Annotated in this window: 23 protein-coding genes; 19 read left to right on the top strand and 4 right to left on the bottom strand. The window is 33.4% G+C overall.

Going from position 1 to position 24,398, the window contains the following annotated elements; translation table 11 throughout:
• Nucleotides 1–141 precede the first annotated feature (141 nt).
• The 19 genes from H6622_01995 to H6622_01905 all read left to right on the top strand — a co-directional run bounded on the left by H6622_01995 (nucleotide 142) and on the right by H6622_01905 (nucleotide 20,502).
• Entirely contained in the window at nucleotides 142–2,463 is a 2,322-nt protein-coding gene (locus H6622_01995) for a DUF87 domain-containing protein (GenBank protein MCB9060278.1), read from the top strand.
• Nucleotides 2,464–2,679: 216 nt separating this feature from the next.
• Nucleotides 2,680–2,979: a hypothetical protein gene (locus tag H6622_01990; GenBank protein ID MCB9060277.1), complete on the top strand. Its 300-nt coding sequence runs from the start codon at nucleotides 2,680–2,682 to the stop codon at nucleotides 2,977–2,979.
• 240 nt (nucleotides 2,980–3,219) lie between these two features.
• Nucleotides 3,220–4,965, top strand: coding sequence for a hypothetical protein (locus tag H6622_01985; GenBank protein ID MCB9060276.1), 1,746 nt, complete (start codon nucleotides 3,220–3,222; stop codon nucleotides 4,963–4,965).
• Nucleotides 4,966–5,151: 186 nt separating this feature from the next.
• The gene (gene rpsB, locus H6622_01980) at nucleotides 5,152–5,943 is read left to right on the top strand and encodes a 30S ribosomal protein S2 (protein MCB9060275.1); all 792 of its coding nucleotides are present in this window, start codon (nucleotides 5,152–5,154) and stop codon (nucleotides 5,941–5,943) included.
• Nucleotides 5,944–5,984: 41 nt separating this feature from the next.
• Nucleotides 5,985–6,635, top strand: a complete 651-nt coding sequence (gene tsf / locus H6622_01975; protein MCB9060274.1) for a translation elongation factor Ts — start codon at nucleotides 5,985–5,987, stop codon at nucleotides 6,633–6,635.
• Nucleotides 6,636–6,749: 114 nt separating this feature from the next.
• Nucleotides 6,750–7,487 (top strand): UMP kinase, encoded by a 738-nt coding sequence (locus tag H6622_01970; protein MCB9060273.1) that lies wholly within the window; start codon nucleotides 6,750–6,752, stop codon nucleotides 7,485–7,487.
• Entirely contained in the window at nucleotides 7,480–8,037 is a 558-nt protein-coding gene (gene frr, locus H6622_01965; protein MCB9060272.1) for a ribosome recycling factor, read from the top strand. Before H6622_01970 ends, frr begins: the two co-directional genes overlap by 8 nt.
• Nucleotides 8,037–8,819, top strand: coding sequence for a di-trans,poly-cis-decaprenylcistransferase (gene uppS, locus H6622_01960; protein ID MCB9060271.1), 783 nt, complete (start codon nucleotides 8,037–8,039; stop codon nucleotides 8,817–8,819). The genes frr and uppS overlap by 1 nt, the downstream gene beginning before the upstream one ends.
• Nucleotide 8,820: 1 nt before the next feature.
• Complete coding sequence (locus H6622_01955) at nucleotides 8,821–9,657, top strand: phosphatidate cytidylyltransferase (GenBank protein MCB9060270.1); 837 nt, start codon at nucleotides 8,821–8,823, stop codon at nucleotides 9,655–9,657.
• 18 nt (nucleotides 9,658–9,675) lie between these two features.
• Complete coding sequence (gene rseP / locus H6622_01950) at nucleotides 9,676–11,214, top strand: RIP metalloprotease RseP (protein ID MCB9060269.1); 1,539 nt, start codon at nucleotides 9,676–9,678, stop codon at nucleotides 11,212–11,214.
• Nucleotides 11,215–11,219: 5 nt separating this feature from the next.
• Entirely contained in the window at nucleotides 11,220–11,834 is a 615-nt protein-coding gene (locus H6622_01945; protein MCB9060268.1) for a hypothetical protein, read from the top strand.
• 353 nt (nucleotides 11,835–12,187) lie between these two features.
• Nucleotides 12,188–12,547, top strand: coding sequence for a hypothetical protein (locus H6622_01940; protein ID MCB9060267.1), 360 nt, complete (start codon nucleotides 12,188–12,190; stop codon nucleotides 12,545–12,547).
• Between the two features lie 9 nt (nucleotides 12,548–12,556).
• A complete protein-coding gene (gene pssA / locus H6622_01935) occupies nucleotides 12,557–13,324 on the top strand; it encodes a CDP-diacylglycerol--serine O-phosphatidyltransferase (GenBank protein ID MCB9060266.1) in 768 nt (255 codons plus the stop codon).
• Complete coding sequence (locus H6622_01930) at nucleotides 13,302–14,270, top strand: hypothetical protein (protein MCB9060265.1); 969 nt, start codon at nucleotides 13,302–13,304, stop codon at nucleotides 14,268–14,270. The genes pssA and H6622_01930 overlap by 23 nt, the downstream gene beginning before the upstream one ends.
• Before the next feature lie 15 nt (nucleotides 14,271–14,285).
• The gene (gene truA / locus H6622_01925) at nucleotides 14,286–15,056 is read left to right on the top strand and encodes a tRNA pseudouridine(38-40) synthase TruA (GenBank protein MCB9060264.1); all 771 of its coding nucleotides are present in this window, start codon (nucleotides 14,286–14,288) and stop codon (nucleotides 15,054–15,056) included.
• Nucleotides 15,057–15,174: 118 nt separating this feature from the next.
• Nucleotides 15,175–16,458, top strand: coding sequence for a trigger factor (gene tig, locus H6622_01920; protein MCB9060263.1), 1,284 nt, complete (start codon nucleotides 15,175–15,177; stop codon nucleotides 16,456–16,458).
• Between the two features lie 76 nt (nucleotides 16,459–16,534).
• Nucleotides 16,535–18,247 carry a hypothetical protein gene (locus H6622_01915; GenBank protein ID MCB9060262.1) on the top strand — a complete coding sequence of 571 codons (1,713 nt, stop codon included), beginning with the start codon at nucleotides 16,535–16,537 and terminating at the stop codon, nucleotides 18,245–18,247.
• Between the two features lie 215 nt (nucleotides 18,248–18,462).
• A complete protein-coding gene (locus H6622_01910) occupies nucleotides 18,463–20,316 on the top strand; it encodes a hypothetical protein (GenBank protein MCB9060261.1) in 1,854 nt (617 codons plus the stop codon).
• Nucleotides 20,317–20,337: 21 nt separating this feature from the next.
• On the top strand, nucleotides 20,338–20,502 hold the full coding sequence (locus tag H6622_01905; protein MCB9060260.1) for a hypothetical protein: 165 nt from the start codon (nucleotides 20,338–20,340) through the stop codon (nucleotides 20,500–20,502).
• A gap of 30 nt (nucleotides 20,503–20,532) precedes the next feature.
• Here H6622_01905 and H6622_01900 read toward each other — a convergent pair whose 3' ends face one another.
• The 4 genes from H6622_01900 to H6622_01885 are packed head-to-tail and all read right to left on the bottom strand — an operon-like array spanning nucleotide 20,533 to nucleotide 24,365.
• Entirely contained in the window at nucleotides 20,533–21,159 is a 627-nt protein-coding gene (locus tag H6622_01900; GenBank protein ID MCB9060259.1) for a flavin reductase family protein, read from the bottom strand.
• Entirely contained in the window at nucleotides 21,159–22,250 is a 1,092-nt protein-coding gene (locus H6622_01895; GenBank protein ID MCB9060258.1) for a homogentisate 1,2-dioxygenase, read from the bottom strand. Before H6622_01895 ends, H6622_01900 begins: the two co-directional genes overlap by 1 nt.
• On the bottom strand, nucleotides 22,237–23,229 hold the full coding sequence (locus tag H6622_01890) for a fumarylacetoacetate hydrolase family protein (protein MCB9060257.1): 993 nt from the start codon (nucleotides 23,227–23,229) through the stop codon (nucleotides 22,237–22,239). The genes H6622_01895 and H6622_01890 overlap by 14 nt, the downstream gene beginning before the upstream one ends.
• Entirely contained in the window at nucleotides 23,226–24,365 is a 1,140-nt protein-coding gene (locus tag H6622_01885; protein MCB9060256.1) for a histidinol-phosphate transaminase, read from the bottom strand. The genes H6622_01890 and H6622_01885 overlap by 4 nt, the downstream gene beginning before the upstream one ends.
• Between the last annotated feature and the right edge of the window lie 33 nt (nucleotides 24,366–24,398).

Raw genomic sequence — 24,398 nt, 5'->3', positions numbered from 1 at the left:
CTTAATATCGCCTTTTAACACGCATCGGTTCACAAAAATCTTAATTTTAGTAAATAATACTTGAGCCATAAGGTTCCAAAGAATATCTTTTTAAAATGGTGTCTGGTGTCAATAAAGATAAGCATTTAAGATAGTGGTATGATGAATAAAATACTAAAAACAGAACTTTTTGCCTTATTTGTAGTTACCATAATTAGCTTTTTTGCGTATTACTATAGAGAGATTTTACCAGATCATCTTTTAACGATATCTTATCGAAGTCATTCATTGAGTTATCTTAGCTATTATGGGTCTTCTCTTATTTCAATCCTAGGTTATTATACTGGTCCTTGGATATTTTTTCCTTTTATTATTTTTTCACTAAGCTATACATTTATTTTTTCACGTAGAGATATATTCTTAGATGTTTTTGGAATTATAATTTTGTTGTGTTCATTTCTATCAAGTTTCTATTTGATGGCACCTGAATTTTTAGGGCCCGGAATTCTTCAGCTCATATCAATTTATTTTTCAAATCCATTAATGTGGTTAATTTTTGGAATATCAACTATAGGATATATAGTCTTAACTTTTAGACAAAAGTTTTTTAATAACATAACATACATTTATAATAAGTTGCTTGCCTTAGGAAAAAAAAGAGAGATTACTAATTCTACTTCAAAAGTTGTTCTAAGTAGCAACAGATTTCAATCAAGTTTTTTTAAGACAAAAGAAAAAACACAAAACGCTTTTGCAATATTCAAGGAGAAATGGTTATTTAAAAAAAGGAATACAAAGGAACAAATTCAAAATTTTGATGAAGATAACTTTGAAGATACACTCGAAGAAAGAGATCAGAATGAAGAAAATATTTCTGAAGTAGACGATATTAATGTCAAAGAAGATATTTTGGAAGAAAAAATTATTTCACCAACCAGAATGGATCGAAATTTTTTAAAAACAGATATAGCGCCAGAACAAATGCATTTAAATTTTAATGAACTTGTAGAATGTATCTCGAGTGATCATAGTCAGAAAAAACGTTCTCGACCTTCGAATGAATATTTCGGAGAGATAATTGAAAGAATTGAAAATAAACTTGAAGAGTTTAAAATAGACGGAAGAATTATCAACATACTTAAAGGGCCAGTTGTTGATACATTTGAATTAGATCTTGGAGTAGGTGTTAAAATAACTAAAGTGACTTCATTACAAGAGGATCTTTCACTTGCATTATTTGGTGCTCCTATTCGAATGATCTACCCCTTAAAAGGAAAGCAAACTGTAGGAATAGAAGTACCAAGAAACCCAAGAGAAATTATCTATTTAGATGAGATCCTTAGAGCGAATGAATTTATTAACAGTAATTATAGATTACCTGTGGCCATGGGGAAGGACGCATTTGGAAGCCCATTTGTAGTTGATCTTGCAGGTATGCCTCATATGTTAGTCGCGGGGGCGACAGGTGCAGGGAAGTCAGTTTTTGTAAACACTCTGCTTGTGTCTTTACTTGTAAAGAAATCACCAGAAAAAATGAAGTTAATATTAATCGATCCAAAACAACTAGAACTCGCCTTGTATTCAAAACTTCCTCATCTATGTATGCCAGTCATTACAGATGCAAAGAATGCTTCTCTTTCTCTAATGTGGGCAGTTCAAGAGATGGAAAGAAGATATAGCATTCTCAAAGAATTTGGAGTCAGAAATATTGAGGGTTTTAATGCTAAATTAAAACAGGCCGGACCTGAATTATTATCAAGTATTCACCACCTATACGATGAAAAAAGTGATGAAAGTTATGAACTTCCCTACATCGTAATAATCGTTGATGAATTTGCTGATCTCATTTTAACTAAGGCAGGAAAAGAAATTGAAAATAATATATGCCGATTAGCTGCTAAGGCCAGAGCAGCAGGAATTCATCTTGTTCTAGCAACTCAAAGGCCATCAGTAGATGTAATCACTGGTCTAATAAAATCAAATTTTCCAACGAGAGTATCCTTTAGGGTAACAACTTCTGTAGATTCAAGAACAATACTTAATGCAATGGGTGCTGAAAGACTACTTGGAAAAGGGGATATGATTTACAAACATGGGGTTGAAAACTTAAGAGTCCATTCTGGCTATGTTGATGAAAATGAAATTGAGGCCCTTATGGATAAAATTTGTGTTAATACTGCAACTTTTAACCAGAATGCTCTAGATTTTTTAGAAAATGAAGGTGAGCAGACACAAAATGACCCATATGCTTTCGGTTCACATATTACACCAACAAATGATGAAAATGAGGATGATGACAAATATTTTGAAGCTGTGAAAATTGTGACCGAGCATCGTTCAGCAAGTGCTTCGATGCTACAACGTAGATTAAAAGTTGGTTATAATAGGGCAGCAAATCTGATTGAACTGATGGAGGAAAGAGGGGTTGTCGGACCGGCCCAAGGCTCTAAACCAAGAGATGTTCTACACTCTCCTATGGAATAAATTTTTAAATATTTAGATAGAGAGATGCAATTTTTTCAATAAGTGAGTGGAAGTAAACTTGTATCTATAATTTCTGTGACAATAGAATCAAAAATTTAAGTTTATATGCATTTATATAAATGGATTATGTCAGAAAATTCATTACAACGATAGGATTAATTTTTAATAGGTATTGACATTTATTTTTCAAATCCCAAATTCTAAATAGAGGTCTTTATGAAAATAATATATGAAAATTTTCAATTAAAATCAGAGTATAGAGATTTGGTCGATTCGATTTTTCATTCTCTTCGCTCACAATTTATGGATGAAAAAATTGAAATTAGAATTAAAAAGGAAGATGAAAGATTTCATGCATGGGCAAATATTGGAGGAATCTATAATATCAATACTGACATGAGAAGTTTTGATTTATTAGTAACAATTGAATCCCTTTTGATCGATATAGAACTTAAGGCCAATAAAATTATTCGAGATATTTATAAGTCTACAGAAAATATCACTCTCATAGCTTAGCATTTTTTTCCTGCTCAAATTGAATAGCAAGGATTATTGGCGATTCTAACTATTTGAAAAGATGTTCGAGTTTTGTAGACCTTTAGATTTATTGGAGCACATTTTTTTTAGCTTTTTTTTATTTTTTTTTGTCTTAGACTAACATCAATAAAGAAAGATTAGTATAAGGTTTTTTTACACGTCTGCTCAGTCTTCACGTTTACTCACCAAAAACCTCTATCTCTTAAAATTGGTGGGATTATGAATATGCAACTAAACGCAAAGATTTTTGCATTTGTTTTGTCTATTTCTTTAACTTCTTGCATACCCTCATCTGGGAAAGGTAGTAAAAGTGTTCGAAAATCAAATTTAACTGTAGCTGATAGTAATTCAAATCGAAATGATGGTGTTTCCGATGATTTTGGGGCCCTCGATTTTAATGAAAATAGTTATCAAGATGATAATCAAAATTTTGATTTAAATCTTAATAATGAAGACCAACTTGCAACAGATCCTACTCAAAATGGAAAAAACGACTCTCAATCAGTACCTTCTTATTTAAGAAATTATTTCAGGGGAGTTGTAGATGAATATCCCCTTGTACAGAGTGAAAAAGAAACTTATATTGAACTTCTAGCACAAGGATACACTCAAAAAACATATTTAGAGGAACAATTTAGAGCGGAGATGAACTTAAGATTTTCTGAGAATACTGTAGCTTATGCAGGTTTAACAACTTTAGGAAAATCTAATCAATTTAATAGTGATCAATTAGGGCTTACATCTTCTCAAACAAAAGACAATCAAATTGTTGTATCAGGTTATTGTTCAGGTTCAGGTCTTCCTCCTGCAAATTATATTGTATATGCTGCTGATAATTTAAATGTTAGTTCTCCTAATATGTCTTGGCAATATAAGGAATATAACTCAAATCGATCATGTGAATTTAAATGCGTTGATGAATATGAATACAATGCAAACTCTAATACATGTGAATTGAAAACTCAAGTGACTATGAATCCAAACTATATTAATACTTCAGGCGGACTGGCAGTACAGACAGGAACTGTGACTGCTGATGATATAGGTTTGAATGATGATGTCGATGGATTGTCTCAAATAAAATCTTCTGCTTTTGGAGCTTCTGTAACAGGTGGGATAGGTTCCTGTACCTCTGCTGATGATAAAATGAGATTAGGTTGGTCTACTCCAACAGGTCCAAATTGTGTCGCTGAAATGCAACTGCTTAAGTGTGAAAATAGTGTCATGGCTTCGAGATGGAGTGGGACTTTTGCCTATAATCGATGCAATAGTTCCAATCCTGGAGTTCTTCAAAGTTTCGATGCTAATGTTGAAATTCCTGACAATCAACAAAACCAAGGTGGTTCTACTATTGCAACTGGAACTGGTGGAACGACAAACCAAATGATAAGTTTGTTAAAAACTGATCCTATGTCTTGCTTTAAAGACTATGTGATGGTCTACCCTTGGACAAATTCACCTTCGACGACTTTTTCTCATCCGATGAATGCACCAACTATAAATAAGTCAAGAAGACTTGGTACTATTCGTGTAGGTTCAAATGGTGGTTTTGATGGCGCGGGCTGGAGAGTAAATACATCACAAGGAACTACAGAAATGACTATTTACATTAACAAAAATAGTCGTGGAGACTTTTCTCAAGAACTTTCATGCGCCTATGGGCCAACGGATTTAGAAGAAGGATGTACTTCTTTTTCAAGTTTTATTCCTAAAATGATTTATCAACAGCAAGGTGAAGGTCTAAATGGAGTAGATGGAATGAAAGGATATCTTGCTTGTGGTTACAAATATATAGCTTGCAAGGTCACTAAGGGAAATCAAGACGTAAAATTTAATAGCAATTCAGATTCCCGTGGAATTGGTCAAACTTTTAGAACTGGAGAGGCCTTTGTGATGGTACGAGGCTGTGATCCTATTTTATATACGCATAATACAAGTTATAATGACCACCCCTTGTTTAAATAAAATTCTTTTTACGTGCTAACACCGGGCGCATTTTTAATATTTCATCTCAATATAAAGGTGATGAGACTTGTCGAAGGTGTTTCACTGTGTTATTAAAACGGCTACATTAACCAACAATCACACTATTTTGGATGGTCGAGGACTGCCTCGCAAGTGTGATCAGATTAACCAACCATAGGAGAAAAGATGGCAAAGTTAGAGTTGAAAGAATTGCTAAAGGCCGGTGCACATTTTGGTCACCAAACACAAAAATGGAATCCTAAGATGAAGAAATATGTCTATGGAGAGAGGAATGGTATATATATCATTGATCTTGGTAAAACAATTCCACTTGCTGAAAAAGCATTCAACTTTATGAAAAAAACAGCTTCTGAAGGAAAGCCAATTCTTTTCGTAGGAACAAAAAGACAAGCGTCAGGTGTTGTTAGGGAAGCAGCTGAAAAATGTGGTGCATTTCATGTAACTCACAGATGGCTTGGTGGTATGCTTACAAACTATAAAACGATTGCACTTTCGATTGATAAACTTAGAAAAGTTGAAAAAATGAAAGAAACTGGAGACTTTGGTTTACTCACTAAGAAAGAAAGATCAAAAATAGATAAAGAAGTTATAAAGTTAGAGAGAAACATTGGTGGGATTAAGGATATGAGAAAAGTTCCAGGAGCTATCTTTATTGTAGATCCAAGTAATGAAAGAATCGCTATTAAAGAAGCTAATACTCTTGGTATTCCGGTTATTGCAGTTACAGATACAAACTGTGATCCGACAGGAATTGATTATGTCGTTCCAGGAAATGATGATGCAATTAAATCAGTGACTCTTTTTGCTGAATATTTTGCAAGTTCTGTGAATGAAGGAGCTGGTTCAAGAGGAAATGCAAATGCAGAATTTGCTGAAAGAGATGCTGCTTTGGAAAGTGAAATCATTAATAAATATGAAAATGATATCGACTTACAAGAAGAATCAACTGAAGAGTAATTTTTAGGATATTAAATAATCATCAAATTAAGGACAAAATCATGACAATTACTGCTGGAGCTGTAAAAGAATTAAGAGAAAAAACTGGTGCAGGGATGATGGACTGCAAGAAGGCCCTCTCTGAAAATGGTGGAGATATGGATAAGGCCATAGACTATTTAAGAAAGAAAGGTCTAGCGGCAGTTGCAAAAAAACAGAGTCGTATTGCGGCCGAAGGAACAATTGCTTCATATATACACGGTGGAAAAATCGGAGTTATGGTAGAAGTAAACTGTGAAACGGATTTTGTTGGAAAGAATGAAGAATTCCAGAATTTAGCAAAAGACATTGCAATGCATATCGCGGCATCAGATCCTAAGTTTATCAATGCAGATGATATTGACGAGAATTTTAAAAAGAAAGAAGCAGAGATCTATGCTGGTCAATTGAAAGAGCAAGGAAAACCTGAGAATATGATTCCGAAAATTGTTGAGGGAAAACTTTCTAAACTTGCTAAAGAAGTCTGCTTGCTGGAGCAAGATTTTGTGAAAAATCCTGAAATGACAGTTGGAGAGTTGATAAATGAAGCAACTCTAAAAATTGGAGAGAAACTTTCTGTAAGAAGATTTGTTCGCTACAATCTTGGTGAAGGAATTGAAAAGAAAGAGGACAATTTGGCAGATGAAGTTGCCAAAATGACTGCTCAACAATAAGATCGAAAAACTTAAATTAAAGGGGCCGTACGGCCCCTTTTTTTTGTGCAGTAAAAATGGTCGCGGATACTCGATTTTGCGATTTATCTTCGACCCTCAAAATAGGGTGATGTCATGAAATATAAGAGAGTTTTACTGAAATTGTCAGGGGAGGCCTTGGCGGGAACAGATAAATCTGGAATTTCACAAGAAATTCTAGAAAAACTATGTAAAGAAATTAAGGCCCTTTATGACATGGGCGTTGAAATCGCTATTGTTATTGGAGGTGGAAATATCCATAGGGGGGTTGCAGGGGCCACAAAAGGCATGGATAGAACAACCTCTGATCATATGGGGATGCTGGCAACTGTAATTAATGCACTTGCTTTGCAAGATGGGTTGGAAAGGTACGATGTACATACTAGAGTCCTTACGGCCATTGAAATGAAAGAAATTGCAGAGCCTTATATAAGAAGACGTGCAGTAAGGCATTTGGAAAAACGCAGGGTTGTTATATTTGCTGCAGGAACTGGAAATCCTTATTTTACAACAGACACAGCTGCAGCACTAAGAGCAAATGAAATTGACGCAGATGTAATAATGAAGGCAACAAAAGTTGACGGAATTTATGATAGAGATCCAATGATTCACCAAAATGCTAAAAAGTTTGATCAACTCAAGTTCATTGAGGTATTAAACAAAGAGATAAAGGTTATGGATTCTACGGCCATAACTCTTTGTATGGACAATGGTATTGATATCATTGTTTTTGACATGTTTGCACAAGGGAATATGCAGAAAGTAGTCATTGGAGATAAAATCGGAACAATAGTTACAAATAAACTAATTTCAGAGGGAAGTGAAAATGCTTGATAAAATTAAAAGTGATTTAAATGAAAGCATGGGAAAATCGATTGATTCTTTAAAGTTTCAATTGACTAAGGTTAGAACTGGACGAGCATCGGCGGCGGTTCTTGATGGTGTAAAAGTTGATTACTATGGTTCAGCAACACCAATAGTCCAAGTTGGGCAAGTAAGTAGTCCTGAGGCCAGATTGCTTCAAATTCAACCCTTTGACAAAACGATGATTCCTGAAATTGAGAGATCAATAATAAATGCTAACCTTGGGCTCACTCCATCTAATGATGGGAATCTAATTAGAATTCCCTTTCCTGCTCTTACTGAAGAAAGACGTAAGGAACAAGTTAGGGATGTCAAAAAAATTGGAGAGGATGCAAGAGTTGCCATTCGAAACTCAAGACGTGATGAAAATGAAAGAGTGAAGAAAGCTGAAAAGGCCAAGGAAGTGTCAGAGGATGAGTCAAAAAAATTACAGACAGAAATCCAAAAAATTACAGATGATTTTATAAAAAAAGTCGATGAAATTATTAACGCTAAAGAAAAAGAGATTTTAACAGTTTAATGGATAATAAGAATAATTATTTTGCAGTCCCTAAACATGTAGCTATCATAATGGATGGAAATGGTAGATGGGCGCAGTCACGTGCTCATGAAAGAGTTTGGGGACATGTTAGAGGTTCTGCAATTGTCACAGAAATAGTTGAAGAGGCCTCCAATCTAAAATTAGACTCACTTACTCTTTATGCATTTTCTACTGAAAATTGGTCCAGGCCCTATCTTGAAGTGACGACGCTTTTTAAATTATTAAAAAAATTTCTGAATAAAGAACGCAATAAAATTTTATCAAATCAGATTCGTTTTAGAGTGATGGGGGATATTTCAAGATTACCATCTGAAACCCAAAAGCTAATTAAAGATCTTGAAGATTCCACAAGAGACTTTAACGGACTGAAGCTGACTTTTGCTTTTAATTATGGTGGAAGAAAAGAAATTATTGATGCTATAAATAGTTTTATAGTTAAAAACCCAAACAAACTGATTACAGAAGATCAACTTCAGAAATATCTTTATCAACCTGAGCTTAAAGAAATAGATCTACTCATCCGAACCGGTGGGGATCAAAGAGTATCAAACTTTTTGATTTGGCAAATTGCTTATAGTGAACTTTATTTCACTGAAACACAATGGCCTGATTTCGGAGCAAATGAGTTCAGAAAGATTATCCAATATGTTTCGCAAAGGGAACGCAGATTTGGGACAATTGGGCCTTGCGATGGTCTTTTGTCTTCAAGAGAATTAGCAAAAAAAACTAAAACAGACCTCAGTGAATTAACAAAAGTTTAGAATGAAAAGTAATACTCAGCTTAGAATTATTTCAGCACTAGTGTTAGTTTCTATACTAGGAGTCTGTATCTACTTGGGATCAGGAGCGACATTAGGACTAATTTTAACTATTGGAATGATTACACTCGATGAATTTTATACGAATTTTTTAGCGAAGCAAAGGTTCTCAAAAAGTTATTTTTTTGGGCAATTAATTTTAATCGTTAGTTTTATTTATGTTAATTTTTTTGGTGCAGAAGACATTTATAAACAATATATTATAAATTTTGCAATTTTCTTAAATCTATTACTTATTATCTATCTTTTTGCTTCAGATATTGAAAAGACATTTATTGAAGATCTAGTTAGAAAGTTTCCAATTGCGCCAAGCATTTACGTAAGCAGCTCATTTATAGCTTTGAGTACTATTTTTCATTTTGATGTTTGGAGAAAATTAACTTTAATTCTTTTTATGATTAATTTTGGAATGGACACAGGGGCATGGTTTTTTGGTAAGAACTTTGGAAATAAAAAACTTTGGCCAGAAGTTAGTCCTAATAAGACAATTGAAGGCCTGATTGGAGGAATGCTTACATCTGGATTAACTGCTTTTATTGTCACATTCTTAACATTTAATAGATCAAATATTCAATTATTTGTGACATACTGTATTTTCGGGCTGTTATCTCAAATTGGAGATCTTATCCAATCAAAAATAAAACGTCAGTTTTCGATTAAAGACAGTTCTTCTTTGATTCCTGGGCATGGTGGGGTGTATGATAGGATAGACAGTTTACTGTTTGTAGCGCCCTTTTTTGCGCTTTTTACATATGGTTTTATACTATCCGTAAAACCTTAATTGAAAAGGATATAATTCATGACTATTGAAATGATGCCTGTATATGTTGAGAGAATCGCAATATTTATTATGTTTTTATGTCCATTAGTCTTCTTTCATGAATTAGGACATTTTATATTTGCGAGGCTTTTCGGAGTTAGAGTTGAGGTGTTCTCAATTGGATTTGGGCCAAAGATTTTTAAGTGGAAACGTTCAGAAACTCAATACGCGTTTTCTGCCATTCCTCTTGGTGGATATGTTAAAATGTATGGAGATGATCCATTTACAATGGAAAATATTCCATTAGATCAAAGAAAGTATGCTTATACCTACAAAACAAAAAGGGAAAGATTTTGGGTTGTTTTTGGTGGACCTCTTGCAAATTTCATTCTGGCCTATATTCTCTTCTTTGGACTTCTCTTTAATGGAGAAGAAGTTCCAGAAATTCGATTGGGTGTGATTGAGCAAAATTCTTTACTATATGAAAAAGGTTTTATGTCCGGAGATGTTATCAATAAGGTCAATGGCCATGGGCTAATTTACCCTACTGATATTGCAGTTGATGGTACAGAAATAATACAAACAATGACGATCATTAGATTTGGTGAAGAAATCAAAATTCCAGTAAACATGAGCAGCAAAGATTTTCTATTTGAATTCGCCAAATATCCTGCTTTTTTTATATCTCCTATTATCTTTAATGAAAAAGGTGAGAGTTATTCTTTAAAAGTAAATGGAAACGAAATTCCTTTTGAATTAATTTCCTTTTACGCCCAACTCAAGAATGTTAATAAAGTTCAATTATTTGATAAAAACAATAATAAAATTGATGAATTTGAATCAACAAACTTAAGACAACAGCTTATAGATAAAAAATATTTTACAAATGATCTCGTCATCAAACGATCTGTAAAAGGATATCCTGCTTACTCTGCCGGTATCGAGGGAGGAGACCTGATCTACTCTCTCAACGAAAAAAGAATTTATGGATTCGAATCTTTCAGTGAAAGAGTTCAAAAATTAGACTCTTCCCCAGTTGATTTAAAAGTAATTCGTAATGGAAAAATGATTAATTTTAAACTTACTCCAATAATTGAAAAAAGAGGGGACAAAGACGTAAAAGTTTTTGGAATTAGTAGTGCTGCTATAATTGTTGAACCTAATCGAATAAAAACACCTCCTAAAGGCTTTTTTGGTTCTTTGACTGGTGCTTTTTTAGAAACAACGAAATCATCAACCAAAATTTTTACAGGGATTAAAAACTTAGTAACTGGCAAAGTGTCAATTAAATCAGTTGGTGGGCCAGTGGCCATTGGAAAAGTTGCCTCAGATTATTTCCACATAAGCTTGACGTATTTTTTTCAAATCATGGCATTGATTTCAGTTCATCTCGGGATGATTAACCTATTGCCAATCCCTGTCTTGGATGGAGGGCATATAATGTTTATTGTATGTGAAATTATCAATAAAGGACCTCTATCAAGAAAAAAAATGATGATGGCCCAGCAATTTGGTTTGTCCTTACTGCTCGTTCTGACTTTTGTGGCACTATTTAATGATTTCAACAACTTTTTTTAAACGATATGAGTATTTATCTTTACATTGATACAACAAATGAACTTAAACTTGGACTTCTTTCCGAAAACCTTCAGTGGATTGATTTCTTAGAAACCCAAAATCGCAAAACATCTGACTCTCTCCATGAACGAACTTACGAACTTCTTAAAAATCACAACTGTAAAATGAGTGAGATAAAGGCATTGTTTACTTGTTCAGGCCCTGGTTCATATACAGGAATGAGAGTTTCAGAAGGACTGGCTAAAACATTAGAAAATGAGTCCATCGACGTATTTTCATTTTACCATTTTGAAGTTCCTAGATTGTGCGGAAAAAATTCTTATGTCTGGATCGAGAATGCTTTTAAAAAAGAATACTTTTCCTACATTTGGAACGATGGAAAAGAACATAAAGAGATCTTTGCACATTCTGATCTACAAGAATTTTATGTCCAGTACCAAAAGTCAAACTTAGAAATTTTTACTTGCAATAATCTTGATAATTTAAGTACTTCTAGTATTTTTGAATTAGTCAAAAATAATTCGCAAAACTTCTTTAAAATGCTTCTCATACAAAAATTACGTAGATCACCATATTATTTTCGTGATATCGAAGAAGAATTTAAACCTTCTATTAAATAATAATTTCACTGAGGGCCAACACGTGGTATCTTCTTTTTATGTTTCAGTTTTACTTAAAAAAAACCACCCACTATAAATTTATTGCCCTTTTTTTGCTGTGCCTTCTTTTTTTAACAATCTTTCACTTTCTATTTGTTTTCTCTCTTTATTGTCTTTTTCTTTTTTTATTTCGAAAAAAAAATACAAAACTCAATACAGATCCGCTAATTTCCAAAAGAGATTTTTTCTATTCACCTATAGATGGCCGAATAATATCAATTTCTAAAAATGTCAGGATTGAGGATGATAAAGTTTCTTACCAAGTCATTCGAATCGCTAATTATTGGGGGCAAAATAGTGGCATCTATCTACCCATGAGTGCAGAGGTTTTCGATAGGCGGGACACCCCATTTCCTACAAAAGTCTTTAGGTCTGGATTTTTCAAAATAACTTTAGAAGGAGATAATCGTACCAATGGGCAATATGTTCGTTTTTTAAACAAATTTTCTGAGTATTTTGCATTACAATTTGTCCAATGCCCTTTTGGTGGAGCTGCGCAAGTTTGGTCATTGCCTGGAGATAGGGGAAACCGACAAGCAAACTTAGGCTTTTTTCCATTGGGCGGATCTGTCCTAATATACATTCCTGTGAATTATGAGATAATTGTGCAACAGGGTGAGTGGGTTAAATCTACTGAAACCATTTTGGCCAATAGGAAAGGATCATTAGAATAAGGAATAATTATGAATAGTCCATCGGAAGAATTGGCCGATCAAGATTCTAGAACCAAAAAATCAAAACTTGTATTTTTCCTACCTAATATTTTTACAGCACTAAATATGGCCTGTGGGTTTATGTCCATTCTTTTGGGACTTAAAGGTTCGTATTATTATGCATCAATCATACTTATCCTTGGTAGTATTTTTGATAGTGTTGACGGCCGTATCGCTAGACTTACCGGTACTCAATCCCACTTTGGAGAAGAATTTGATTCAATCTCTGATGTAATCTCATTTGGAGTAGCACCTTCACTAATAATTTATCACCAATTTCTAAAACCGCTTGGACGCATTGGAATACTGGTGGCATTTATATACTTGCTATGCGGAGCATTGAGGCTTGCAAGATTCAATGCCAATATATCAAAAGTAGATTCAAATTATTTTCAAGGTCTTCCCATACCATCAGCAGCTATTGCCATTATAGGTCTTGTACTTTTAACTACCGAATTTCCAATTTTACTAAAATATAACATTCCGGTTGCAATCTATGTATTTATATATTCTATATTAATGATTACAAGCTTCCCATTTCCATCATTTAAGAATTCAGAATGGGTGCGAAAACATAAAAAGCAGACCTTTGCAATAATCTTGTTTGTAATGTGTCTCACTGCGATTTATGAAACATTCACTTTCATACTATTTATAAATTTATATGTAGTTGGAAGTGTGATTTATTTTTTATTTCACAGAGGTGAATTATCAGATGTACTTAGATGGGAAAACTAGATTTTATCTAATATTATTTTTCGCCATTCCTGCAGTTAGCTTTGCCGATCAATATCTTGGCGGACAAATTAAAGATACGTCTGTATTTGATAGGATGTACAAGAATTTCGACCCTTCCAAAACTAAAGAGATAAAAAATTACCCCAAGATCAATAAAGATGCTTCTGTTACAAATCAACTTGGCAAAGAAGAATCAGAAAAAATTATTAAAAATCCAAAATCAAAAAAACAAATTGGAGTACTTCCTCCTGGTGTTATAAATACAAATTCAAATTATCCAACGATTAACAATAGAAAACTCTATGCTGAATACGAATATTCAGGAAGCAAAATTTTTAGTTTCTCTTTATTTAAAGATACTTTCGATTACACCTCAACCAATGATCTTTTCAACAAGGTTTTTCGCGAAGACGCCTCTGATCCAGAGTTTCCGGCCATGCTTAAATTCGGCTTTGATTATTTTCTTTTTCGTTCATATATTGAGATGACTTTAAATGTACAAATGGGACTAGGATACAATAAAGGTCATGCTCGATTTGCAGATTCTGCAAGTACTGTAAGTAGCAGAACAAGCCTATTTCTGTGGACTCTACCACTTGATATTGGTCTTGGTGTCGAACTCCCTCTTTACAATTGGTTAAAACTCTCGTTTGTTGGTGGTGCTAGTGCTCTTGGAGTTTGGCAAAATAGAACAGATTTAGATGATGAAGACTCAGATAAGACCTACAAGCAAATCGGCACAGGTTATTATGCAGAAGGGAGATTTAAAATCAATTTAAATAAAATTTGGGTAAATGATGGACAGAAAATGTATGATCAGTTTGACATTACTGGTATGTTTCTCAATTTAATTGCTCGAATGAATGTTTATAATGGTTTTAAGAATGAAAATCTTTCAGTTAAAGGAATGTCATACGGCATTGGTTTTTCCTTTGAGTATCTTTAGTATATATACTCCCTTATGAAATTTTTTAAAAAATTATGCATTTCTTACAATGGGCAAAATTATTTTGGATGGCAAAATCAACCTGATTGTCCAACCATACAGGGAGAGTTAGACCGAGTGCTATGTTGTATATTTAAAACTGATACAGTCAAAAGTATCGGGTCAGGCCGTACGGATGCAAAAGTTCACGCCCTAGGACAAATCGTACGTATTCAAGTGCCATTTTTCATTGAAGATATTGCTTTATTAAAAGCTCTAAATTCACTCCTTCCAGATGATATACAGGTTTTGAGTGTTTGTGATTCGAATGAAGAGTTTCATCCAATCTTCCAAGCAAAAAAGAAGCTCTATCGATATATGTTATACAGTGGGAGTGTAGATCCATTCTATAATCACTACCTTACTCATATAAATTACAAACTTGATTTCGAACTCTTAAAACTCGCTTGTGAGTGTTTTAAAGGTGAACATGATTTTAGAAATTTCCAATGCACAGGGACACCGGTAAAGTCTACTCTACGAACGATATACAGTGTAAAAGTTGGAGAAATAGAATATTGTCATCCAATAGATCTTGATAAAAAACTTTCTGTAATCAGTTTAGAATTTGAAGGAAACGGCTTTCTTAAGCAAATGGTACGCGCAATTAGTGGGGCCATCATTTCTGTAGGGAGAGGAAAATTAGAACTTGAAGAATTGATGCATTATATCAATGTCGAAAAAATAGGTCATTGTGCTCCCATTGCACAACCACAAGGCCTCTACTTGGTTAATGTAAGTTATTGATTTGTCCCTTTACAATTGTGGAACTCTTGACAGTTGGCCCACCCCGTAATAGCTTCCACCCATTGTAAATTTCAAAAGAACCGTACAGGTATCATAGATAAGGAATGTAGGTGTGGATATGTCTTATACTGTTGAAAATGTTAATGGGTGCACAAAAAAAATCTCTTTCAAGTTTGAAGAATTTGATCTTTCTGGAGAGATCGAAGCAGCTTTAAAAGAAAAAAGAAAAGCTTCAAATTTAAAAGGTTTTAGAAAAGGTAAGGCCCCTATAGACATGATTAAAAAACTCTATGGCCCACAAGTTGAAAATGATGCCTTAAATAGATTTGTCCAAAAAGAATTTTATCAGGCCATAAATGAGGAAAAATTAACTCCAGTAGGTTATCCATCATTTGAGAATTTGAATTACGAAAAAGGTGAAAGCATTAATTTTGACGCAATTGTTGAAATCTTCCCCAATGTTGAAATCAAAGATTTTTCATCTATTGAAGTAAAAAAAGATAATGTTGAAGTGACTGATGAAGAGGTTGAAACTTCTAAAAAATCACATGTGCAACAAAAAGCTGAAATCAAAGAAATTGATGATGAATCTAGAGAATTACAAAATGGGCTTTTTGCAATCATGAACTTCGAAGGGGAGTTACAAGATGGTTCAAGGCCAGACAATATGAAAGGGAGTGATTTTCAATTAGAAATCGGATCTGGACAATTCATTCCAGGTTTTGAAGAGCAAATGGTAGGAATGAAAAAGGGCGAAAAGAAAACGATTGAAGTCACATTTCCTGAAGATTATCATGCTGAAGATTTAAAAGGTGCCCTTGTTAAATTTCATATAGAACTAAATGAAATCAAAGAAAAAATTCTACCAGAATTTAATGATGAGCTTGCAAAAGAACTTGGACACGAGTCTGTAGAAGAATTTGAGAAAAAAACAAAAGAGATGCTTCTTTCACAAAAAGAAAGACAGGCCAATGAAAAGTTACATCAAGAAATTCTTGAAAAATTAATTGAAATTCACCCATTTGATATTCCTTCTACCATGATTAAACAACAGGAAGAATACTTGAAAAAAGATCTCCTTCAGACATTAAAGTATCAAGGTTTTACGGATACGATGGCCGACGAATATTTCTCAAAATGGGCAGATGACTTAACTCAAAAAGCTACTTTTCAAGTTCGATCAGGGCTTCTTCTAGATACACTTGGTAAAGATTATGGTGTCGAGGCCACAGATGAAGATCTGGATAATAAAATTGATGAAACTGCTGCAATGACGAATTCAAATGCAGATGAAATCAGAAAATACTATAAATCTAATGAGAATATTAAAAAGAATATGCTTTATGCAATTAAAGAAGAAAAGACTTTTGAGAAAATTAAAGAAAAAATAACTGTAATATAATTTCAAAAAACTAAGGGCCCTCTGATGAGGGCCTTTTTTTTGTCTACAATTAATACAATCCATGCAAAAATAAAATATGTTAAGAATCATATGTTGTTGTATATTGTTTTTGAATATTTCTTGTTTATCTCAACGTGAAATAATTCTTGAAACAGCACTAACTTCCAGCATTACGAGCATTGATCCCGCTGTCGCTTATGATGATGGATCTCTAACTGTAGTATCACAAACATATGAGCCACTCTATGAATATCATTATTTGAAACGTCCATATCAAGTCATTCCCTTAATCGCTGAATCTTTGCCAATATGGAATGAATTAAAAACTGAGGCAACAATAAAAATTAAAAAGGGCGTTGCTTACCATAATCACCCTATTTTTAAAGGGAAAAAGAGATTTGTCATTGCACAAGATTTTATCAATCAAATAAAGAGAATCGCCTTCAATCCTATTCAGAGTTCAGGTTTATGGCTTTTTAAATCTAAACTGAAAGGTTTTGATGAATTTTCAAAAAAAGTAGGTGAAAGTACAGATCTATTTTTTAGTGAAAGCATTTCAGGTCTGAGTGCCCCTGATGACTATACTTTAAAAATGTCATTTACCACCCCAGTACCAGATTTGTCACATTTACTGGCATTAACATTTGTTGTTCCTGTTCCGCTTGAAGTTTTAGAAGCAAAATTCGATTTACTCTCAAATGAAATGATAGGAACAGGTCCCTTTATCCCTATAAAACTTGATAAAAAAAATGAGGTGGTTTTTAAGTCTTTTACAGGATACAGAAACTCCCTTTATCCTACAACAGGGGATAGATATTCACATACTCGAAAGTTTCTTAAAAACAAAAAGAAGACAATTCCATTTGTAGATGGAATCAGGATGAGAGTTATTCAAGATAACAAACTTTTATGGGAAGATTTTTTGAAAAAAAAATTGGATTGGATTGAAGTTCCTAAGACTATTTTGGCCAGTAATATTACTCCTATTGGTACACTTAAAAAGAACTTGCGGCAAAGAGATATTGAGCTATTAATTTTCCCTTCATTTTCATCTCTTTGGTTAAGTTTTAATATGAATGATCCAATTTTAGGTAATAATTTAAATTTGAGAAAAGCAATAGCATATGGAATTGATTATGAGAGATATTTATCAGTTGTAACGCAAAATACAACTCAAAGAGCTAACTCAATATATTTTCCAGGAACTAAAGGCTATAACCCTTCCAAAGTAAATCCGGTAAATTATGACGTAGAAAAAGCTAAAGTTTATCTTAAAGAGGCCGGGTTTCCTAATGGTGAAGGGCTGCCTGCGATTACATATTCAACCAGAGGTATCAGCGATCAATCTCTTAAGGAATCACATTTTTTTAAAGAGGAGCTCGCAAAAATTGGGATTAATATCAAGATTAAAGAAATTGATTTCCCAACATTTTTAAAAGAAGGACGAGAAGGCCATCTACAATTTTTTACTGATGGTTGGATATTTGATTTACCAGATCCAAGAAATATTCTACAACTTCTTATAAGTCCAAGTTCAGGACTAAGATTAAATAAATCACAATACCAGAATACAAAAGTAGATAAACTTATATCAGAGATAGGATTTTCGACTGATGATGAAAAAGTCCTAAGTTTACTTGAACAGATTGAAGATGAGGTTTTCAAAGACTTGCCTTGGATTCTCTTATACTATAATCGAAATTACTATTTTAAAAATGCAAATATAAAAAATCTCAGAGTTTCTAGCTTTATCCGTAATTATTTTAAATATATTCAAAAAGATAACTAAAGAGTTGGACTAGTACTCATAAGTAAGCATTAATTCATTAATTTCAGCTAATTGGCAATAAATTGTTGCACAACTTAACGACATTGAAATGTCTGCAACTATCAATAGGATAATTTATTCTTTTTTAAGATGTTGATTTTACAAATTAACTTGAGATGCAAGTTTTTGTCCTCATTTAAATTTTGAATTTTGATAGAATACTTACGAGGGGATATATGAAAAAACTAAATACACTCTTTCATTCTTTAAAATTTTGCTTATTAGTAGTACCTCTCATCTTATTATTAAGTTCTTGTAACATTTTTTTCAAAACATCTTTGCAAAATAGAGAACAATTAGATCTTCTGCTCAAAGATTCTTCAAAATACTTTCGTAAGATGAATGGTTTTGGTGGATTTGTGAATGATGCAAAAATATATGGAGAATATGCTTTTGTTGCTAAAGGGTATAAAGGTTTAGAGGTTTATGATATTTCAGATCCAGCGAATATGTTTCCTATTAATCATGTCGAAACAACAAATGCAATAAGTATCACACTCTCAAAAGATGGGAGAAGGTTATTTCTTTCAGATGACCTTAATGGACTAATAATATTTGATATAAGCAATCCTTTATCAATTAGAGAAATTTCAAAATACTCTATTATAGATGAAAATCTTAAGAGCGTGACACTTTCTCTTGATGAATCCACTGCATTTTTAGCTTATGACGACATTGGAGTTTATATCTTAGATATTTCAGATATTAATAATCCTATGGTTTTGAGTAGTTACGATACTAGTGGAAATGCATATAAAGTCGCAATTGTTCCAAATAGTGATTATGTATTAGTAGCTGATGGAAATAATTCACTAGTTTCTCTAAATATCTCAGATTTATCAACTCCTGTATATGGTGCTAATTTATCTTTGATTGGCAAAACGGTTGATATAGAAGTTCTCTCAGATGGGAGTAGGGCACTTGTTTCAAATAATAGCTCTGGCATTACAGTTGTGGACCTAACGAACCTTTCAGCTAATTCTTTTAGTTATATTACATTTAATTTACAAGCAGGGAGTAGCACGAACGATATCAAACTTTCAAATGACGACAATTATCTTTATGTTGCTGATAATGGAAATTTTGGTTTACATGGATTATCAATATATGACATATCTAATTTAGGTGATGTAACAATTGTAAAAGACCTTGATATGCATGGAAACCCTCTGAATATTGATATTGATCCAAGTGAAAATGTAGCAATCGTATCCGTTGAGCAAAATGGTCTTGTTGCAGTTGATCTTTCAAATTTCCCTACATCAATTTCAGAGTTATCTACCTACAAGACAATCTCTAAAACATGGTCAATTGAACTTTCTGATGATGAGAAAATGGCTTGGATTAGAGATGACAATTTCGCTATAGTTCAGTTAGATCTTAGTGATGAGAAAAACTTAAAAGTTTTTCAGACTTTTAGACCAAATAGTATTGCAAGAGCATTTACTACTTCAATTGATAAACATTATGCCTACTATTCTGATATATCCAATGCTTTTAAAGTTATTGACTATAATGATCCTGCTAACCCTATACAAATTGGAAGTAAGTCTTTGGGCAACACGGTGAATTTTATTAAGCGCACACTGAATCCAAATTACATATTGGTTTCGACAAATATTGGGGTTCAAGTCGCAGATGTCACTAATCCTGACGTTCCAACTGTAACTCCTAATATATCTCTTGGAGCTTCTTTTTCTCTTGAAATTTCAGGAAATGGTCAAACCGTTTTCGTTGCAAACAGAACTAGTGGTATAAATATTATCGACATATCAGCAATTATTAATGGTTCTAGTACGGCCCCAACTCCACTTAGTTCCGCCTCAACGCCAGGAGGAGATGTTAAAGATATTAAGCTTTCAAAGGATGAAAGAATCATTTTTGCTGCCGCTGGTAATAATGGAATAGAAATATATGATGTTTCAGATATTTTAAGTCCAACGCTTTTAACAGGACTAAATTCTGCCACAAATGCCTCTAACATAACTTTGTCAAATAATGAACAGTTTGCATATGTCTCTTCAGGATAAAATGGTCTGGCAATTTATGATGTGACTAACAGAAATTCCCCATCTTTCGTAAGAACTTTGAGTATAAAGGGTTTTCCATCTGAACTTGTTATATCTAAAGATGGCACAAAGGGTTTTTTAACAACAGATGGAAATGGATTAGTCATTTTAGATCTTACCGATCCCACGAATCCTAAGGTCCAATAATCAATCTTTTATAATCATCTAAATTGAAACTCATTTTTGAATTTGGGCCGTCATTAGTCTTTCTAATTGAATAATATCTGTACATTTTATCCAATCATTTCCCGCCCCACGACCGATTGGTTTATATTGATTTGTATTAATTTTTCCTTCAGAATATATTTTATTGTTTATATGAACTTTAACGACTTCTCCCGAGATCAGTCTTCCTGCTCCTGGTTCATCTCCATAATTTAAAATATCTCTGAGTCTACATTCAAAATGTATTTTAGACTCTTGAACTCTGTTGGCCGAAACAATCTCACTTTCTAACGGAGTTAAACCTGAGAGCTTGAACTCATCTTCCCCATAAGGTACTTCTGTGGAAGTTAAATTCACTTTTTGAATAATTTCTTCACTCACAAAATTAATGACAAACTCTTTCGTCCTTTCAATATTTATAACTGTATCTTTTTTCAAACCTGTACTCGTTCGAATTAATGGGCAAAAAGCAATAATCATAGGCCTTGCACTAATCGCGGTAAAAAAAGAAAACGGTGCTAAATTATTTGAACCATCTTCATTCTTAGTAGAAACTAGAGCAATTGGCCTAGGAACCAAGGAACCTATGAGAAATTTATAGTTCTGTTGAAAAGATTCATCTGTACTAAAAGAGAGCATTATGACCTCCAGGATTTCCAATAATCTCTTATCTCAACTTCATGAAACCACGAAGTTGGTATCAATGGATAACGGGTATCAATCATAACTGCATACTCATCAGTGTAGTCATTATTCATAGTTTTTTCAAATGCCTTGGGATGAGGGCCGTGATGAATACCTTGAGGATGAAAGGTAAATGAACCGATATCAATATTATCTCTGCTGAAAAAATTTCCCTTATGATAGAAAAGAACTTCATCATAATCGATATTAGAATGATAGAATGGGACTTTTAATACCTCGTGATCACTACTTTCTAAGGGACGCTCAACAAAAGAGCAGATAACAAGATTATTTGCAATAAAAGTACTGTGCCCTGATGGAGGGATATGATACCTATGGCTCATGATAGGGCATATGTCATAGATTGAAATTGCCCATGGATAAACAGATCCCTTCCAACCTTTTGCATCCAATGGATTGTTTGGATATGTTACACTGGTAAGTTTTCCCAACCTTTTAATTTTGAGAACATATTCTTTTTTACCCTTTTCACTTCCAATTTCAGCTTCTGGTATACGAATTGCAGTTTGATCATATAAAGCATTTGGCCCTAAAATCCCACGAGTGGGTTGTTCAAATTCACTGGCCGATTCAATCCTCAAAACTTTAGTAGGACTCTTCGGATAAAGTTTATAAGTAGTTCCTCTAGGAATTATTAAATAATCACCTTTTTTATAGTTTAAATGACCGTAGATAGTTTCTAGTTTTCCTTCTCCATCATGAATAAAATAAACTTCATCAAAGTCTGCATTTCTAAAAAAACTTTCAAATGAATTCATAAAAGTTCCAACACTGATTTCACAATCATTGTTTCTAAGAATGGTTACGAACATTTGATCGAGCTTTTTATCTTCAAACAATGGAGGTAAGCATCTTGGCCTTAAATCTCCTTCAATATTTGTCCAATTTACAGGAGGATTTTCATGATATATTTGGCTAACTCTTCCAAAAAAGCCTTTTCTACCGTGCTCTTCTTCAAATAAACCTTTTGGTATTTTAACATGTGCTTGCTTCGTGACAGTTCCACTTGATTTAAAAGTTTCCAAGATATCCTCGATTTGTACTAATTTTATTTTTTAGCTTTCCAATTTTTTCAATTTCTAATTCTAGTAGATCCCCAGCTTGTGGATACTTTCCAAGTTCAAGTCCACAGCCAGTACCGACTGTGCCACTCCCAAATAAATCACCTGCAACAACCCATTCGTCTTTAGAAACATGCTCAATCATTTCAGAAAATGAAAAATGAGCATCACCAGAATATCCCGTAGACCAAATATTGTCATTTACACTAGCTGTCATTTTTAGATTAGGTTCTTTGTACTCAAATTCATCAATAGTTGTAATAACCGGCCCGATAACACTGCAGAAGTCCTTTCCTTTTGCAGGCCCTAGGCGAATAGACATCTCTTTTTTTTGAATATCTCTAGCTGAAATATCATTAAGTATCGTGAATCCAAAAATATTTTTAACCGCTTTTTCGGCCTTCACATTTAAACAATCCCTTCCTATAACCATGCCAAGTTCTAATTCATAATCTAAAACTTCTGTATAAGAGGGCCATAGAATATCTTGATTTGGCCCTATAAAACCCAGTGTACTGCCCTTGTAATAAGCAGGGATTTCATACCAGGCCTTAGGCATAGGTTCATTTCTTTTTTCAAATCCTTTCTTCACATGTAATTCGTGAGCATAAAAATCTCGATAAGTTGGGATTTTTTGTAGAGGTGCTTTTAGAGTCAAACTTTTAGAATCAATCAAATTTATATCACCTGATTTTAATAAACTTTTTGAGAGTTCTTCAATTTCCAAAATTTCTTCAAGTGGATTTGATGAAAGAGATAAAAAAGTAGATAAGCAATTTACAAGTTTGTGGTTTGATTTTTCAATATAGTTATAATGACCTTTACTTTTAAAATAAACATCCATTGCCTGATTAAGATTTAAAAATTTCTCATCATCATACAAAACTGCAATCGATAATTGTGTTCGGTAATCACTCGCGGTCACTATTTGTGTAAGTTTCATTGCTTTTCTCCAAATTTCTTTCTAAATTCTGAGATTAAATTATCCATAGACTCCATGAAATGTAAGTTCTCTTCAGGGAGACCTACAGAAACTCTCATATGATGGGGTAATTCATTTCCTTTCAATGGTCTTATAATAACTCCTTGATCTAGAAGTTTCTCAAACAACCAATCACTGGCCTGGATAGATCCAACATGAAAGCATATAAAATTTGTAAGTGATTCAATAGGTGAGAATCCATTAGATTTTAAATATTTTAACAATTTTTGGTATTCGGCCATATTATTTAAGAGAGTTCTTTGTAAATGTGGACGATCGTGTATCGCTCCACAAGCGCCTAACTGAGCTATGTAATTAGGCTCAAAAGGAAGTTTTACTTTATGTAAATGACCGATTAAAGTTTCATGTCCAAATCCATAACCGACCCTTATTCCAGCAAGGCCGTAGGCCTTTGAAAATGTTCTCAATGTGATCACATTATCATATCTATAGTCCATAGAATTTGGATAATTCTCAGCATGAGTTGCAAATTCAAAATAGGCCTCATCTAAAACCACAAGAACGTGATTGGGGACATATTTCATGAGGTAGTCAAATTCATGTTTTGTAATATATGTACCCGTTGGATTATTCGGATTAGCAATATAGATCAACTTTATTTGATCAGTGATTTTTTCAGCAATTGATTTTACGCAAAATCTAAAATCCTTTGTAAGTGGAACTTTCGTAATTTTTGCACCTTGTCCTTTAAACATAATATTGAAACCAATAAAAGTTCCTTCACTTGTAATAACTTCATCTCCGGGCTGCACAAAAACCCTAGCGATATAGGCCAAGATTCCTTCTGAGCCATTCCCTAAAATAATGTTTTGATGCTTAAGATTGTATAATTCTGAGAGTGCCTGTTTCAATCTAAATGCATGCATATCTGGATATTGATGAAGAGACCATAGACCTTGAGTCATTTCTTTAATCGCAAAAGGTGACGGCCCTAGAGGATTTTCATTGGAAGCTAACTTAGATATTTTTTTAAGAGATTTTTCCCTGGCCAGTTCTTCAATGGGTTTACCGGCCTGATATACTTTGAGGTTTTTAATATATTCGGGAACAAGTTCTTTTTTTTCAGACTCAGTCAAATGACACTTCCTTGTTAGTGACAGACGAAAATA

The sequence above is a fragment of the Halobacteriovoraceae bacterium genome (genome assembly GCA_020635115.1).
In the GTDB taxonomy this organism is placed as follows: domain Bacteria; phylum Bdellovibrionota; class Bacteriovoracia; order Bacteriovoracales; family Bacteriovoracaceae; genus JACKAK01.
Note: the sequence above shows the minus strand (reverse complement) of the source record. Positions and strands in the feature narration are given on the sequence as shown.

Excerpts from the sequence above, each read along its gene's own strand:
- H6622_01995 (MCB9060278.1), top strand. The coding sequence starts at position 142 with ATGAATAAAATACTAAAAACAGAACTTTTTGCCTTATTTGTAGTTACC.
- H6622_01990 (MCB9060277.1), top strand. The coding sequence starts at position 2,680 with ATGAAAATAATATATGAAAATTTTCAATTAAAATCAGAGTATAGAGAT.
- H6622_01985 (MCB9060276.1), top strand. The coding sequence starts at position 3,220 with ATGAATATGCAACTAAACGCAAAGATTTTTGCATTTGTTTTGTCTATT.
- rpsB (MCB9060275.1), top strand. The coding sequence starts at position 5,152 with ATGGCAAAGTTAGAGTTGAAAGAATTGCTAAAGGCCGGTGCACATTTT.
- tsf (MCB9060274.1), top strand. The coding sequence starts at position 5,985 with ATGACAATTACTGCTGGAGCTGTAAAAGAATTAAGAGAAAAAACTGGT.
- H6622_01970 (MCB9060273.1), top strand. The coding sequence starts at position 6,750 with ATGAAATATAAGAGAGTTTTACTGAAATTGTCAGGGGAGGCCTTGGCG.
- frr (MCB9060272.1), top strand. The coding sequence starts at position 7,480 with ATGCTTGATAAAATTAAAAGTGATTTAAATGAAAGCATGGGAAAATCG.
- uppS (MCB9060271.1), top strand. The coding sequence starts at position 8,037 with ATGGATAATAAGAATAATTATTTTGCAGTCCCTAAACATGTAGCTATC.
- H6622_01955 (MCB9060270.1), top strand. The coding sequence starts at position 8,821 with ATGAAAAGTAATACTCAGCTTAGAATTATTTCAGCACTAGTGTTAGTT.
- rseP (MCB9060269.1), top strand. The coding sequence starts at position 9,676 with ATGACTATTGAAATGATGCCTGTATATGTTGAGAGAATCGCAATATTT.
- H6622_01945 (MCB9060268.1), top strand. The coding sequence starts at position 11,220 with ATGAGTATTTATCTTTACATTGATACAACAAATGAACTTAAACTTGGA.
- H6622_01940 (MCB9060267.1), top strand. The coding sequence starts at position 12,188 with ATGAGTGCAGAGGTTTTCGATAGGCGGGACACCCCATTTCCTACAAAA.
- pssA (MCB9060266.1), top strand. The coding sequence starts at position 12,557 with ATGAATAGTCCATCGGAAGAATTGGCCGATCAAGATTCTAGAACCAAA.
- H6622_01930 (MCB9060265.1), top strand. The coding sequence starts at position 13,302 with ATGTACTTAGATGGGAAAACTAGATTTTATCTAATATTATTTTTCGCC.
- truA (MCB9060264.1), top strand. The coding sequence starts at position 14,286 with ATGAAATTTTTTAAAAAATTATGCATTTCTTACAATGGGCAAAATTAT.
- tig (MCB9060263.1), top strand. The coding sequence starts at position 15,175 with ATGTCTTATACTGTTGAAAATGTTAATGGGTGCACAAAAAAAATCTCT.
- H6622_01915 (MCB9060262.1), top strand. The coding sequence starts at position 16,535 with ATGTTAAGAATCATATGTTGTTGTATATTGTTTTTGAATATTTCTTGT.
- H6622_01910 (MCB9060261.1), top strand. The coding sequence starts at position 18,463 with ATGAAAAAACTAAATACACTCTTTCATTCTTTAAAATTTTGCTTATTA.
- H6622_01900 (MCB9060259.1), bottom strand. The coding sequence starts at position 21,159 with ATGCTCTCTTTTAGTACAGATGAATCTTTTCAACAGAACTATAAATTT.
- H6622_01890 (MCB9060257.1), bottom strand. The coding sequence starts at position 23,229 with ATGAAACTTACACAAATAGTGACCGCGAGTGATTACCGAACACAATTA.